Raw genomic sequence first — 15,041 nt, forward strand, 5'->3', positions numbered from 1 at the left:
ACCCTTTACACCTTTTCCACATTGACCAGGAACGCCTTGTATTCCGGCGTTTGCGAGTTGGCATCGCCGACGCTGGGCGTCAGGGTATTCGCCAGGAATCCCTTGCGCGTCGTGCCCTCAAATCCCCAGTGACAGGGAATACCGACGGTCTCAATCGCTTTTCCGGCCACGGTCAGCGTTTTGATGCGCTTGGTCACCACCGCTTTCGCTTTGATGTAACCGCGCTGACAGGACACTTTCACCATATCGCCGGCTTTAATGCCTTTGCTCTTCGCCAGGTTTTCGCCGATTTCGACAAACTGCTCCGGCTGAACAATCGCGTTCATGCGCGCATGTTTGGTCCAGTGGCGGAACAGCTCGGTAATGGAATAGGTGGTGGCGACGTACGGGAAATCGCTCGCCTTGCCCATGGTTTTTGCATCACGCGCAAACAGACGCGCCGCCGGGTTAGACACCACCGCCGGGTGCAGCGGGTTGGTGCCGATTGGGCTTTCTATCGGCTCGTAGTGTTCCGGGAACGGGCCATCCGCCAGTTTGTCCAGCGAGAACAGGCGCGCCACCCCTTCCGGCAGCATGATGAACGGCATGGTGTCTTTGCCCGGCGGCACCGTGGCGGCGAAATCCGGCACGTCGATGCCCTTCCATTTCTGGCCGGTCCATTCCAGCAGTTTACGTTTGCTGTCCCAGGGTTTGCCTTGCAGGTCCGCCGAGGCGCGGTTGTACAGAATGCGGCGGTTCTGCGGCCAGCACCAGGCCCAACCCGGCGTGGCGCCAAGGCCGACGTCGGTGTTGTCGCGATTCGCCATCTGGTTGCCGGCTTCGGTCCAGCTCCCGGCGTAAATCCAGCAGAAGCTGGCGGTAGTGCCGTCGTCGCGCAGTTGCGAGAAGTCCGCCAGTTGCTGGCCTTTTTTCAGCACCAGATTGCCTTTGTCGTCGAATACGTCCGCCAGCGCCATACCGTTGGATTCACGGGCGATCTCCTCCGGCGTCGGGTCTTCCGGGTCCTGATAGTTCCAGTTGATGTTCATCACCGGTTCCGGGCAGACGCCGCCCTCTTCGCGGTACAGTTCACGCAGGCGCATCATCAGGCGGCCGAGGATCTTACCGTCGTGCAGCGCTTCAGCCGGTGGCTCGGCCGCGGCCCAGTGCCATTGCAACCAGCGGCCGGAGTTGGCGATAGAACCGTTTTCTTCGGCAAAACAGCTCGACGGCAGGCGGAACACCTCGGTCTGAATCTCGGCCGGGTTCACGTCATTAAATTCGCCGTGGTTCTGCCAGAACGTAGACGTTTCGGTCGCCAGCGGGTCGATCACCACCATGTATTTCAGTTTCGACAGGGCGGCAGTAGCCTTGTTCTTGTTGGAGAACGCCGCCAGCGGGTTGAAGCCCTGCACGATGTAACCGTTCATTTTGCCGTCCAGCATCAGCTCGGTCTGGGCCATCACGTCATAGCTGCGATCCCACTTCGGCAGCCAGTCATAGCCCCAGTTGTTGGACGCCTGCGCGTTATCGCCCCAGAAGCTTTTCATCATGCTGATAAAAAATTTCGGCGTGTTCTTCCAGTAGTTGACCTGATCCGCCAGCAGCGCATCCGGTGTTATCTGGCTAAGGTAGGTTTTCAGGTCGCCCTGTTTTTCGGACGGCAACGGCATATAGCCCGGCAGGTTGAGGCTCAGCAGCCCCAGGTCGGTATAACCCTGAATGTTGGAGTGGCCGCGCAGCGCATTGATACCGCCGCCCGCCATGCCGATGTTGCCCAGTAACAACTGGATCATCGCCGCCGCGCGGATAATCTGCGCGCCGTTGGTGTGGTGCGTCCAACCCAGTGCGTACATGAAGGTGGCGGTTCTGTTGGGCACGCAGGTGCTGGCCAGCGACTGGCAAATCTCTTCATAGTCTTTCGCCGGCGTGCCGCACAGCGAGGTCACCATTTCCGGCGTATAGCGGGAAACGTGTTTTTTCAGCAGGTTCCATACGCAGCGCGGATGGGTCAGCGTCATGTCCCGTTTGGCGAAGCCGTCTGCGCCCAGCTCATACTGCCAGCTGCTCTTGTCATACTGATGAGTCTGGTTGTTATAACCGCTGAACAACCCCTCGTCGAAGCTGAAATCCTCACGCACGATCAGGCTGGCGCTGGTGTAGGACTTCACATACTCGTGGTGAATCTTATCGTGGGTAATCAAATAGTTGACGATACCGAGCAGGAACGCGGCGTCAGAGCCGGCGCGGATCGGCGCGTACAAATCGGCGACGGCGGCGGAACGGTTAAAACGTGGATCGACCACAATCAGTTTGGCGTCGTTGTGGGTTTTGGCTTCCACCGCCCATTTGAAACCGACCGGATGCGCTTCCGCCGCGTTACCGCCCATCACGATAATCACGTTGGCGTTTTTGATGTCCACCCAGTTATTGGTCATCGCACCGCGGCCGAAGGTCGGCGCCAGCGCAGCCACCGTCGGGCCGTGACACAAACGCGCCTGACAATCGATGGCGACCATGCCTAACGAACGGGCGAATTTCTGGTCGAGAATGCCGGTTTCATTACTGGCGGCGGAAGAACACAGCATCCCGGTAGTCAGCCAGCGGTTGACCAGCGAGCCTTTGGCGTTGACGCGCTCGAAATTGGCGTCACGGTCTTTTTTCATCAGCCGGGCGATGCGCTCAATGGCGTCTTCCCAACTGATGCGCTGCCATTTGTCCGAGCCCGGCGCACGGTATTCCGGGTATTTCAGGCGGCCTTCGCTGTGGATGTAATCCACCAGACCGGCGCCCTTCGGGCACAACGAGCCGCGGCTGACCGGATGATCCGGGTCCCCTTCAATATGAAAAATGGCGGGTTTGGCGTTTTTTGCGCCGTCGCCCAGGCTGTACATCAGCAGCCCGCAACCGACTGAGCAGTAAGTGCAGTTATTACGCGTTTCTTTCGCCCGCAGCAGCTTGTACTGGCGGACCGAGGCCATCGCCTCTGTGGGTGTAAATCCTAAAACAGCGAGTGTGGTCCCTGCCATTCCCCCGGCGCAGACTTTAAAAAAGCCCCTTCGATTAACTTGCATGTTTTTCCCTATAAATTTTATGTGTCTTTTTTGTTGCGGGAAATCTAACAACACGCCGCGAGGAGATTTTGAGCAAAATCAAAAATTACGGTTTTAATAGTACATTCACCCTCTTTATGGGTATTGGCAGATGGATTTTTCGTTATGTAATTAATTACACAACGAAAAATGTGGTTATTTAGTCGACATTATGGCGTTGCGCCCCCTGCTTGCTTCGGCAATCAATTCCTCTTCACCCCCCAACGTCTCATCGGCATTTAGCCATATCGGCAACCTATCGCCACAAATGCGTAACAATTCGCCTGTTCGGAAAGAAAGTACTGACGTGGCGACATACCGCCAACACGGCCGCGTCACAGATAACCCACGGATCTCTCGGGTAGCGGGCGGGTCAAACACCGCTCACGGCAGGTAAATGATCTTTCATGGCGAACAAGGTGAAAATAGCGCCGGCCTTGAATCCTGCCGTTTTTGGCACCACATCAATACCCATACGCTGATATAACCGGTAGTCACCATTCTGTGACACCGATCCGGAGACCCTATGGCAGACCCGCACGCGAAACATTACTCCCCCGAAACCGGGCGCTTTTTCAACCTGCGTCCGTCGACAGCGCCGCGGATGAGCCTGTGGCAAAGCCTGTCGTTGATCTGGCGGCTCGGTTTTCAACGCAAAGGGCGCGTACCGGAGCAACGGCTACCGACGCAATCCCCTGACCTTCAGGCGTTCCTCGCGGCCGACGAACACCTCAAATTTATCTGGTTCGGACACTCGACCCTGCTGCTCAATCTGGATGACACCCGCATCCTGATAGACCCGGTGTTTTCCGCCAGCGTGTCGCCATTCAGCTTTATGTTTCGCCGTTTTCAGCCGCCGGTACTGGCGCGCGAAGCGCTGCCGGACATCGACATCATTCTGTTGTCGCACGACCATTACGACCATCTCGACGAGCAGACCATTCGCGCCTTTCGCAACAGCGCGACCCGTTTTATCGCCCCGCTGAAAGTGGGCGAACACCTGAAAAAGTGGGGGATTGAAGCGGAACGGATTCAGGAGCTGGACTGGTATCAATCTCATACGTTTAACGGCATCACGTTCACCGCCACACCGTCGCACCACTTTTCCGGGCGCAGCCTGTCCGGCCGCAACACCACGCTGTGGGCGTCCTGGGTGATTCAGGGGCAACGGGAGCGACTTTTTTTCAGCGGCGATTCCGGCTATGGCGAGCACTTCCGCGATATCGGCGAACGCTTTGGCCCGTTTGATTTGGCGTTTATGGAAAACGGCCAGTACAACCAACGCTGGCCGGACTCGCACATGCACCCGGAACAGACCGTGCAGGCGGTGCAGGACGTGCGCGCCAGCCTGTTTATGCCGATCCACTGGGGGATGTTCGCGCTGGCGTTTCACGACTGGGCCGACCCGGTACGCCACAGCAGTCGGTTGGCGCGGGAACGACAACTCCCGATGATCATGCCGATGCTGGGGGAAATCGTCACGCTGGGAGCGCCGACGGCGACGCCGGCATGGTGGGAACAACAGGTTGATTGTCAACCCGCACCGGGAATAACCGATACCGTCGTGCCGGACTCAGAATAATTTGAGTGACAAAACCAACCTGCGCGACTGGCTTGAAAGCATAGGAGTGAAGCCATGAGCAAATCATCTGCACCAAACACCATTGAAATAGCCGGACAACCGGCTGTTATCAGCTATGTGCCGGAACTTGGCGCGTTTCGTGGCAAGTTTTTGGGTCTGACCGGCTATTGTGATTTTGTGTCGGACAGCATTCAGGGGCTAAAAAAAGAAGGTGAGATTTCACTGCGTGAATATCTGGATGATTGCAATGCATCAGGTATTGAGCCTTACGCACGGCAAGAAAGAATCAAGACGTTCACACTGCGTTATCCTGAATCATTTGGCGAACGCTTAAATCAGGCCGCCGCTGAGCATGAAATTTCTGTGAACTCATTCATTATTGAGGCACTTAACGAGAGAATGAAACACGTGTGATGGCAGTTTCAACTGCTGATGCTCAGGCCCGCTAATTCTGGCGGACTTTCTCTTGTGTCATCAAATGCAGTGAGTGAAGAGGCTGAATTATGTTTTATCCCATTTCAATTGAAGCTGGCGACGATACTCATGCCTACGGCGTGACAGTGCCGGATCTGCCGGGCTGTTTCTCCGCAGGTGATACGCTTGATGAGGCCATCGCCAATGCCAAAGACGCGATCACCGGCCATATCGAGATGGGTCAGGATATTCCTGCTGTGTCATCAGTCGGAACGCTGGCGAAAGCACCGGAGTACACCGGTTACACCTGGGCTGTTGTTGATATCGATGTCACCCGGCTGATGGGTGGGGCAGAGAAAATTAATGTCACGTTGCCGAAATCGCTGATTGACCGTATTGACCGTTGCGTAGCGAGTAACCCGGAATTTAAGAGCCGCTCAGGGTTCCTTGCCCAGGCCGCATTAGAGCGGATTTCATCAATTCGCTAACCTTTATTCTGAAACCTGCTTCGGCAGGTTTTTTTGTTTGCACCGATATCAGAAAGCCCCCGGCAACCTCCGCCGTAGCGCGTCCCGCCGCTCAGCGTCGGCGTGCTCTTTGTCTAACGCCTTCGCCAGCCAGTCGCGGGCGGCTGAAGGACTCAAGATAAACACCCCGTCGTCATCACCCATCGCCACATCGCCGGGGTGCACCGCCACGCCGGCAACCGTCACCGGCACGTTGACCGCGCCCGCCGTTCCCAATGTACGGGTGGTAATGGCGCTGATGCCTTTGCAGAACACCGGCAACTCCAGTTGGCGCAGCGCACGTGAATCCGTTACCGCTCCTGCTATCACCACCCCCGCCAGCCCTTTCACACAGGCCGCCAGCGCACGCAGCTCGCCCCAGCAGGCGCGATCTTCCTCCTCCGACGCATCGACCACCAACACATCGCCCGGTTGACTCAGCAGCAGCGCCTCGCGCAGTACACCGCCGTCCGGCGGGCACAGCTTAACCGTCACGACGTTGCCGACCATCTGCACATCCGGCAACAGCGGCCGGATGCCGTGCAAATAGCCGCTTTCCGTCAAATGTCCCAACGTGGAGGTACTGATTTGACGATAGGCCGTCAGTAGTTCATCACTGATCGGCGGTACGCGGGGATTCATGTGATAACTCATGCGGTTTCCTGATAGCGGTTGTCATCTGCCTGGCCCGAGTCAGCCGCCCTCTCCTGCGGTTTCTCTCGCCCGAACGGAATACACAATGGCGTGTGGAAAAACGGGTCGGGGATGATGCGGCAGTCCAGATTGAACACCGTTTTCACCAGCGCCTCATCCAGAATCTCGGCCGGTGCGCCCTGCGCGAACGCGGTGCGGTTATGCACCGCCACCATATGGTCGGCGTAACGGCAGGCCAGATTGAGGTCGTGCAACACCATGATGATGGTTTTGCCATGCTGACGATTGAGATCACGCAGTAAATCCAGCACCTCTATCTGGTGCGCCAGATCGAGGAAGGTGGTGGGTTCGTCCAGCAACACCACCTCGGTATCCTGCGCCAGCGTCATCGCTATCCACACCCGCTGGCGCTGACCGCCGGATAACGCATCCACCGGTCGTTCCGCCAGCATGTCGGTGCCGGTCTGTATCAGCGCAAGATTCACCATTCGCTCATCTTCTTGCGACCACTGCTGTAGCCAGTTCTGGTAAGGATAGCGGCCCAGACTGACCAGTTGCTTCACGGTAATGCCTTCCGGCGCGTCCGGCATCTGCGGCAAAATCGCCAGTGCACGCGCCACTTCGGCGGTGGACTGGCGGTGGATGTCCTCGCCATTGAGGATGACCGTACCGCTCAGCGGCTTGAGCAACCGGGCGAAAGACTTGAGCAAGGTGCTTTTGCCGCAGCCGTTGCTGCCGATCAGTACCGATACCTTGCCCTTCGGCAGTTGGATATCCAGATTGTCGATAATGGTCTGATGGGCATAGCCAAGGGTCAGTTCCCGGCTGGTAATCGCGGTCATTATCCGTTTCCTTAATGACGTTGTTTTATCAATAAATACAGAAAGAACGGCGCGCCCAGCGCCGAAACGAAAATCCCGGCGGGCAGATCCAGCGGCAAAAAGAGCGTTCGTCCGCACAGATCCGCCACCATCACCAACCCGGCGCCGCAGAGAAACGCCATCGCCGCCTGCCCGGCAAAGGCCGGTGCGACCAGCCGTTTGGCAATGTGCGGCGCGATTAGCCCGACGAACGCCATCGCGCCGCCCCAGGCAATCGCCGCGCCCGCCAGCGCCACGCTGAGCAGCAGCAGCGCCAGACGCAACCATTGCACCCGCACGCCAATGCCCTGCGCCAGCCCATCGTCCAACTGCTGTACCCGTACCTGACGCGCCAGCAGCACCAGCCAGGGCACAATCAGCAACAGCCAGCCTCCCAGCTCGCGGGTTTCGCGCCAGCTGGCACCGTAGACGCTACCGGTCAGCCAGACATAAGCCGACAACGTGGTGGTCAGTGGACTAAACACCAGCATGAAAGTGGTCGCCGCAGTCAATAGCGCCGACACGCCGACGCCGGTCAGCACCAGCCGTTGCGGCGAGACGCCCGACTGCCACGCCAGCCAGTACACCGCCAGCACCGCCACCGCCGCACCCACCATCGCCGCCAGCGGCAGATAGTGAGCCCCCAGCGTAGTGGCGAGAAACGACAGGTAAAATACCGCCGCCGCGCTGGCACCGCTGGTGATCCCCAGAATATCCGGCGAGGCCAGCGGATTGCGGATCATCGCTTGCAGAATCAGCCCGGATACCGCCAGCGCGCCCCCGACCAAAACGGCCAGCACGACTCGCGGCAGCCGTAACTGCTGGACGATTAACGTCGCCCCTTCCGGCTGCGACGACCACAGCGCCTGCAACACCTCCCACGGCGACAACATCAGTTTGCCGACGCCAAGCGACGCCACCATCACCGCCAGCGCCAGCAGCAGCGCCAGCAATACCCGGCCAACGGTGGTCAGATTAATTTGACGGGAAAAACGCCCTTGCCGCCACACCAGCACAGGATCCATTCTTTCGCGCTTATCCATGACGGCCTCCGCGACGCAGCAGGAACAGGAAGAACGGCGCGCCGAACAGCGCGGTCATCACGCCGACCGGCACTTCCTGCGGCACAATCACTACCCGCGCCAGAATATCCGCCAACAACAGCAGACAGGCCCCCAGCAGTGCGCAACCGGGCAGCAACCAGCGGTGGTCGGCGGGCAACAGTTTTCGGGCCATGTGCGGCACAATCAGCCCGACAAAACCAATGCTGCCCGCCATCGCCACCGCGCCGCCGGCCAACGCGACGACAAGCAGGCTCATCAACAACCGGATGCGCCCGGTGCGCTGCCCCAGCCCGCGGGCAATGGCCTCACCGGCGTTCAGCACGTTGACCTGCCCCGACAGCAGCAACGCACCGATCAGCGCCGTCAGGCAGTAGCCCATCAGCGGCAGCACCGTCGCCAGCTCACGGTCGGCCACCGAGCCCGCCAGCCAGAACAGCACCGTATCCAGCCCTTCCTGATTCACCACCAACATTGCCTGACTAAAAGCCGCGAACATGGCGGTGATGGCCGCGCCCGCCAGCACCATACGCAACGGGTTAAGGCTGCCCTTGCCCATAGTGCCGATCAGCCACACCAGACACCCGGCCACCGCCGCACCGGCAAATGCCGACCACAGCCACACCGACATCGCCACGTTGGGAAACAGCGACACACAGACGATCAAAAAAAACATCGCGCCGGCGTTGATGCCGAACAACCCCGGCGACGCCAGCGGGTTACGGGTCAACACCTGCATCAAGGCACCCGCCACCGCCAGACTCCCACCCACCACGACGGCTACCAACGTGCGCGACAGGCGGGTCGAGGTGACCAGAATATGGTTAACGTTAAGCGGGTCCGGGTGCCATAGCGCGCCCAGCACCTGCGACGGCGCAATCCCTATCGGCCCGACCATCAGGCTAAGAAAAGCCAGCGCCAGCAGACAGACGCCGCCGCCCGCCAGCACCTGGCCGGGCGCTATCCGCTTCCCAACCGGTATCACGGCGTGACTCATGACGCGCCTCCGGCGATGCCGGTGACCCGGGCGATATCGTCCAGCATCATGTTGGCGCCCAGAATACCGCCGGACAGACTCCAGGTGACGCCATTGACCACCCATACCTGATTGCGCTGCGGGGCGCGGAGTTGCTGCCACAACGGGTGACGAATCAGGGATTCATAGTTGCGTTGCACAGAAGGACTCTCGGATCGCAGAAAAATGAAAAAGATGTCGGCATCCACCACCGGGATGCTCTCTTTGTTGGTCAGTTTGAGAGACACGCCCGGCTGAGCGCGGCTGGCGTCGCTCCAGCCAAACCCCAGCTCGCTCAGCACCGAGCCGGGAAAGCTGCCGGGCAAATAGCTACGGATATGGTCTTCGCGGATATCCAGTATTGATACGCTGGGCGGCCAGCCGCCGCCAAAGCGGCGTTGCAGTTGCTCACGCAGCCCAGCCACCCGTTGCTGCCAGTGTTGCAGCAACGTGTCGGCCACCGCCTGACGCCCAAGCGCCTGCCCCATCACCTGCACCGTTTTTTTGAACTGGTAGATTTCATCCAGCATTACCACCGGCGCAATCTGCGACAACAGCGGCTCCAGCCGCTGGTGACGAAAACGTGAAGCGACGATGGTATCCGGTTTTAACAATACGATGTCTTCCAGACTAGGCTGGGTCTCCAGCCCCACATGCGGCACGCCGGCCAGCGCCGGGCGCAGGTAGCGGTACATCGGCTTCTCGCTCCACGAATCCACCACCCCGGCGGGGGTGACGCCCAGCGCTACCGCGGTATCCGTGGCGCCCTGAAACAGGGTAATAACCCGTTGCGGCATCAACAACGACTGGGCCAGCGCAGGCCGGCCCAGTCCCAGTGGCAACAGGCTTAGCGACCACCGCAGCAATCGGCGGCGCGAAAGTAAATACTCATTCACGATTCTATGTGATCTACCCTACAGGTTGTACTGTTGACAGACAGTTAGAGGCTGTTAATAAACAGCCGTGTTATTTTTGTTACCGGTAAACTTGCCGGGACCGTGCGAAATTTCGTGCTTGATAAACTGAGAGAGTTCTTTGCAACTTCATCGCACGCACGACAAGGAGAGGCTCAAACGCCGCCTCTCCTTGACCACTGGCTAAGGGCTAAACTGTGCCGCTGTCGCGGTTCCTTCGGCGTTCGCCTTCGCTGTTCGGGCCGCCCGTGACGTGCTCCCAGCACGGCACGGGCTTTCGCGGCGTCCATGCCGCTCACCCGGCGAAGTCGCCCACCTCAGCACAGTTTTTGACGCCAAAAAACCAGCGTATAGCCTGCAGGCTCGTCACTAAAAAGTTAATGACAACCTATTTATCAGTAATTGCCCGGAATGGATTAATCACTTCCCCCTTGCCGAACGGCATACTCCCCGGTCCGCCGGCGCGGGCGATCATCGGGGTGATCAGCAGTTTCTGCGGCCAGTTCGGCACGTCGAACAAGCGGGTTTTCAGCATCGTTTGCGTGTCGGCGGCGAAACCGGCGCGGTCAATCGCGTCGTTGATTTCACGGCGCATCGCGCCCCATAGCGTCGCGGCTTCCACCTCATAGGTCAACGACAGCGTTTCGATAATCGCCCGCATGTTGACCTGAATCCCCAACGTTTGCAGCCAGAACAGCAGATCGTCCAGACGCTCGTGGTAAAGCGTGTTGGCATGGCCCTGCTTGATGCGGTACACCGGGTCCTGCATCCCGTTCTGTTCCAGCGTCGGCACATGGATGCGCAGCGAATCGTGGTCACGCAGCAACACGCCGTGAGCCTGACCGGCTTTCCACACCAGCACCGCATTCTGACCGTGGATCTCGCCCAGCATCCCTAAGCGGAACATGCGGAAATTAATGTCGAAGAAACAATGACAAAGCTCAGCGAACAATGTCAAGACCGAATCGGCGTTCGTCGGCAAGCCGCGATATGCCAGCCAGTCGTCAAAGAAGTGACGACGGCTGCCCGGCAGCGGCGTGCCCAATGCGGCCATCGGCAACAGGCGGTAGTCCGGATCGTCGAACAACTCGCCCGGATAGCTGCGTACCATCGCCGACAGGTGGCGCGGCGCTTCGTCAAACAAGGTAGCCTGCGGCGGCATAAACGCCCACCATTTGCCTTCATCGCACAGATACAGCCGTTGCTGTAATACCGCGTCTTTGTCGCGCGCCTGGCGCAGCAGCGTTTCGCTCAGCCCGCCATTGATCATTTTGACCGCCGGCAAATAGCGTGACGCGCCCAGCGAATAGACCGCCATCGGCAGCTTGAGGTAGTCCGCACTGGCGAAACACGGCGTCATCGAGCGCAGTGACGAGGTCGGCAGATAACGGGCGGCGCTGAAATCCAACCGATGACAGTCGCCGTTACCAAAAGCATCGCCCAGTTGGGTTGCCAGAATATGGTCGAACTGCCACGGATGTACCGGCAACGCGATATGGGTGTCGGCGATACCGCGCGCGGCCAATTCTTGTTGCAATGTATCCTGTTCGGCCTGCGGCAGCAGATAGTGCGCCGGGTACTGAACAGTGGTATCACTGATACCGTCGCCGCATTGCAGGCGGTTTTTCGCTACCGCTACCCAGTTCAGCGCTACCGGCTCGGCGAACTCGGCCACGTAACGGCGGTATTCTTCAACATTCAGCCCCTGTTTGGCTTTCGCCGTCGGATGATACGGACGGTCGCGCAACGATGCCCACTGCTCCATCACATGGAAGAAATCGGCGTTGTCGCGCCCAAGCAGGTTATCGGTATTGATGCGGTGCTCACGCGACAGCGCGGTCTGCTCGACACTGGTGTTTAGCACATCCAGAAACATCGCCTGCCCTTTGGCATTATTTTCCTCAGCATTGTCTTCGTCACTGTGCTGCCCGGCGAACACCAGGTTCATGAAGCTTTCCGGCTCCAGTTCACGCCAGTCATTGCCGCCCTGCTGCCAGGCGTATACCACTGTGTTCGGCACTTTTTCCCAACGCTGGGTAATACCGGGGCGCAACGCCGCCACCAGATAGCGCTGTTCGCGTTCGTCGCAGCACCAGCGCCACAGGCGGGCCGCGCTCTCCAGCGCACCGAACGGCGCCGGTTGGCCGTATTGCTGCCGCCACTCATCGGGGGTATACAACGCCAACGGCTGGGCACCAAAAAACTCCTCGGCCAACAGGCAATCCACCAGATCCTGCATCACGCTGTGACCGGCATCCTTGTAGTGAGACGTCGTTTTCATCGCATTACTGTCCATCACATTACCTTCCATCGGATCACTTTCCTTCTGCTGAAATCGTTGCGGCCAGTCTGGCCTGTAAAGCACGAAACGCGATGCCGCGCTCGTCGCCCAATACAAATGCGCGCACGCCCTGTTCACGCCAGCGTGCATGATCATCGTGCTGGCGGGGGATGGCGCAATAGGTCACGCCATGCGTCTCGGCGGCTCGCCGCACCTCGGCCAGCGCCGCCTGCACCGGTGCCGCCGCGGTCTGCCAGGGCATACCCAGCGACTGAGAGAGATCGGCTGCGCCCTCCAGTATCATGTCCAACCCCGGCACGGTGGCGATCGCGTCGGCCTGACGCACGCCCTCGGCGCTTTCGATCATCGCCACCAGCATGATTTCCCGGTTCGCCAGCGCGACGTACTCCGCCAGACTGTGCTTGCCGAAAGCGCCGGGGCGACCGCTGTTGAGGCTGCGCTCGCCCTGCGGGTGGTAATGGCAGGCGCGCACCGCCGCACGCACCTGCTCAGCCTGTTCCACCATCGGCAGTACAATGCCTTGCGCGCCGCCGTCCAGCAGGCGCAGCATGGTTTTGGGGTTGCCATCCGCCACCCGCACCAGCGGCGTCAGCGCATAGCTTTCCGCCACCCGGATCATGTTCTCCACCGTTTCCGGGTTTATCAGCACATGTTCGGTGTCGATAATCACGAAATCGAACCCGGCTTCGGCAATCAACTCCACCGATACCGGCGAGGGAATCGAGGCAATCAAGCCGTAAACCGGCGCGCCTGCCGCCAGCTTGCGCTTGAGTTGGTTGTTTCTTAGCATGACGACGGCCTGAACGGATGCAGCGGGTTCGGCACCGATTTAAAACGGCGCTCGCCGTCGCCCAGCAACCGGCGCTTGGTCAGTTCCTCCACCTCATAAGTCGGTGCAAACACATCAAACAGCGCATAACGCGAGCGGTGTTGCGGGTGTTCGGCCTGATAACGCAGCACCACCTCCGCCGTCATTTCCCAGAACCGCGCTTCCGGCAGTGGGTAATGCCGGCGCAGGAAGATCGCCATTTCCGCCAGGCAGATGAAGAAGAACGAGTCGCAGGTGAAATCGCGCACCGCATCAACATCATCGGTGAGGATGAACGAGTTACGGTTGATTTTGGCGTGGCTGGCAGGCAGCGGCACCAGATCCGGACGCATGGCGGGGCGTGCCAGATGGTCCGGCGAATAGCGCACACCGTCGTGGAAATCTTTGAGTGCAATACGTTGCGGCCAGCCGTCGCGCACTATCAGTACGATATTCTGACCGTGTGATTCCATGCCGATGCCTTCGGCGTACAGCATGTGGATGATGGGTGAAACCGTGACGTCGAGCAGTTGACGGGTCCAGGCTTCCAGCCCGTACTGGCGAATCCAGGCATCGATAAACGGCGCCTGCTCGCCGCCGTCGTAACGGTGCTCGACATGGCTCAGCCCGTTAAACGGCACCGCCTGTTCGTCCGGTTGCAGGTACTGATGGATGCTTTCGCGCCAGATAGCCCCCATCACGCCGTAAGCCTGCGCCATACGGGTAGTGGGCAGCGGCCGGGTGTCGAAACTCACCCCGGCGACTTCGCCGAGAATCACGAATTTCAGGTTGCGGGCGGTCTGATCGGTGTCGATCAATTGTTGCAGCCAGTCGGTAATAATCGGTCCGTTCATTACCGTGTGCCGCGCCAGAATGCGGGTGCTGGAGGTGTTGGTCATGCTCATCGCCAGCTTGACGTAAGGGCGCGTTTTCTCCGTGACGTTCGCCAGTGTGCGAATCGACTGCTGCGCCTGCCAGCGGTCGTCGGAATCCCCGAGGTAAATCAACTCGCCGCTGGCCAGTTCCGCAAAAAACACCGGCGCAATCACGTTTTTCCACTGCCACGGGTGCACCGGTATCAGTTGATAGTCTTGCGCTTTGCGCCCCTGACGCGCCAGCTGTTCGCTAAACGCCTGCCAGCGCGCCGCGCCGAATTCGGTTTGCAGGAAGTCATCCAGATCCAGTTTGGTCGAGTGGTTGGCCGACGCCAAAGGCTTCGCCAGCGCCAGCCAGACGATGGCGAAAGGTTGGCCGAACTCCGGCCCCCACTGGGCGTTATCCTGCAGGCTGAAACCAATGCGCGACTTGTAACACGGGTGGTAGCTGTGCGCATCCATAAAGTGGCGCTCCAGCTCGTCGAAACCGAGTTGATGCGCCGGCTTGCCGGGTTGGTAATCCTGCGCCCGCGACTGCAAGTCTTTCAGTTGCGTCTGCTCCAGTTCCTGCACAAACCGCGTCAGGAACGGATTGTTCTCCTGCTCGCCCAGCAGTTCCTCCAGCAGTTGGTGCAGATTGGGCGACTGCGCGTCGCCATCCGGGCCGATGCGCTGCACACTGGCGTAATCGAGACGGATAAGACTGAAGCTGTCGCTAAACAGCCCGCTGCACCGGTACTCCACCGGAACTTGCTGCGCATCGCGGCCGGTTATCACAAACTGACTGTTGCCGTCGCCGACGGGTAGGCGACGATAAGGCAGCACATCCTCATACAGTAGCGTTTGCAACAGTTGCCCGACTACGCGCTGTTCCACCAGTTGATAACGCCGGGCATCCATGCGCAGCAACCAGTCGCAGGCGCTGTCCTGAAGTACGACGGGGGATAATGTTTCCATACGATCTCTTAACCTTGTCAGT

12 protein-coding genes are annotated in these 15,041 nt (G+C 59.4%); 3 read left to right on the plus strand and 9 right to left on the minus strand.

The window, feature by feature from the left end; translation table 11 throughout:
* Positions 1–5: 5 nt before the first annotated feature.
* Complete coding sequence (gene fdnG / locus FDP13_RS13830; protein ID WP_143839670.1) at positions 6–3,053, minus strand: formate dehydrogenase-N subunit alpha; 3,048 nt, start codon at positions 3,051–3,053, stop codon at positions 6–8.
* A gap of 544 nt (positions 3,054–3,597) precedes the next feature.
* Between fdnG and FDP13_RS13835 the strand changes: the two genes are divergently transcribed.
* From FDP13_RS13835 to FDP13_RS13845, 3 genes are all read left to right on the plus strand, one after another.
* On the plus strand, positions 3,598–4,653 hold the full coding sequence (locus tag FDP13_RS13835; protein WP_033577235.1) for an MBL fold metallo-hydrolase: 1,056 nt from the start codon (positions 3,598–3,600) through the stop codon (positions 4,651–4,653).
* A 54-nt stretch (positions 4,654–4,707) separates the two neighbouring features.
* Positions 4,708–5,067 (plus strand): type II toxin-antitoxin system HicB family antitoxin, encoded by a 360-nt coding sequence (locus FDP13_RS13840; protein WP_033577236.1) that lies wholly within the window; start codon positions 4,708–4,710, stop codon positions 5,065–5,067.
* Between the two features lie 89 nt (positions 5,068–5,156).
* Positions 5,157–5,555, plus strand: coding sequence for a type II toxin-antitoxin system HicB family antitoxin (locus tag FDP13_RS13845; RefSeq protein ID WP_143839671.1), 399 nt, complete (start codon positions 5,157–5,159; stop codon positions 5,553–5,555).
* 48 nt (positions 5,556–5,603) lie between these two features.
* Here the strand turns inward: FDP13_RS13845 and FDP13_RS13850 are convergent, their stop codons facing one another.
* From FDP13_RS13850 to FDP13_RS13890, 8 genes are all read right to left on the minus strand, one after another.
* Entirely contained in the window at positions 5,604–6,227 is a 624-nt protein-coding gene (locus FDP13_RS13850; protein WP_143839672.1) for an RraA family protein, read from the minus strand.
* A complete protein-coding gene (locus FDP13_RS13855) occupies positions 6,224–7,069 on the minus strand; it encodes an ABC transporter ATP-binding protein (protein ID WP_033577238.1) in 846 nt (281 codons plus the stop codon). The genes FDP13_RS13850 and FDP13_RS13855 overlap by 4 nt, the downstream gene beginning before the upstream one ends.
* 11 nt (positions 7,070–7,080) lie before the next feature.
* Positions 7,081–8,130, minus strand: coding sequence for an iron chelate uptake ABC transporter family permease subunit (locus FDP13_RS13860; RefSeq protein ID WP_143839673.1), 1,050 nt, complete (start codon positions 8,128–8,130; stop codon positions 7,081–7,083).
* A complete protein-coding gene (locus tag FDP13_RS13865) occupies positions 8,123–9,145 on the minus strand; it encodes an iron ABC transporter permease (RefSeq protein ID WP_143839674.1) in 1,023 nt (340 codons plus the stop codon). Before FDP13_RS13865 ends, FDP13_RS13860 begins: the two co-directional genes overlap by 8 nt.
* A complete protein-coding gene (locus tag FDP13_RS13870) occupies positions 9,142–10,059 on the minus strand; it encodes an ABC transporter substrate-binding protein (protein ID WP_143839675.1) in 918 nt (305 codons plus the stop codon). The genes FDP13_RS13865 and FDP13_RS13870 overlap by 4 nt, the downstream gene beginning before the upstream one ends.
* Positions 10,060–10,465: 406 nt before the next feature.
* Positions 10,466–12,388: an IucA/IucC family siderophore biosynthesis protein gene (locus tag FDP13_RS13880; protein WP_234424410.1), complete on the minus strand. Its 1,923-nt coding sequence runs from the start codon at positions 12,386–12,388 to the stop codon at positions 10,466–10,468.
* A 4-nt stretch (positions 12,389–12,392) separates the two neighbouring features.
* Complete coding sequence (locus FDP13_RS13885) at positions 12,393–13,169, minus strand: HpcH/HpaI aldolase/citrate lyase family protein (protein ID WP_143839676.1); 777 nt, start codon at positions 13,167–13,169, stop codon at positions 12,393–12,395.
* A complete protein-coding gene (locus FDP13_RS13890; RefSeq protein WP_143839677.1) occupies positions 13,163–15,019 on the minus strand; it encodes an IucA/IucC family siderophore biosynthesis protein in 1,857 nt (618 codons plus the stop codon). Before FDP13_RS13890 ends, FDP13_RS13885 begins: the two co-directional genes overlap by 7 nt.
* Between the last annotated feature and the right edge of the window lie 22 nt (positions 15,020–15,041).

The organism is Dickeya sp. ws52, assembly GCF_007210685.1.
GTDB classification, from domain to species: domain Bacteria; phylum Pseudomonadota; class Gammaproteobacteria; order Enterobacterales; family Enterobacteriaceae; genus Dickeya; species Dickeya chrysanthemi.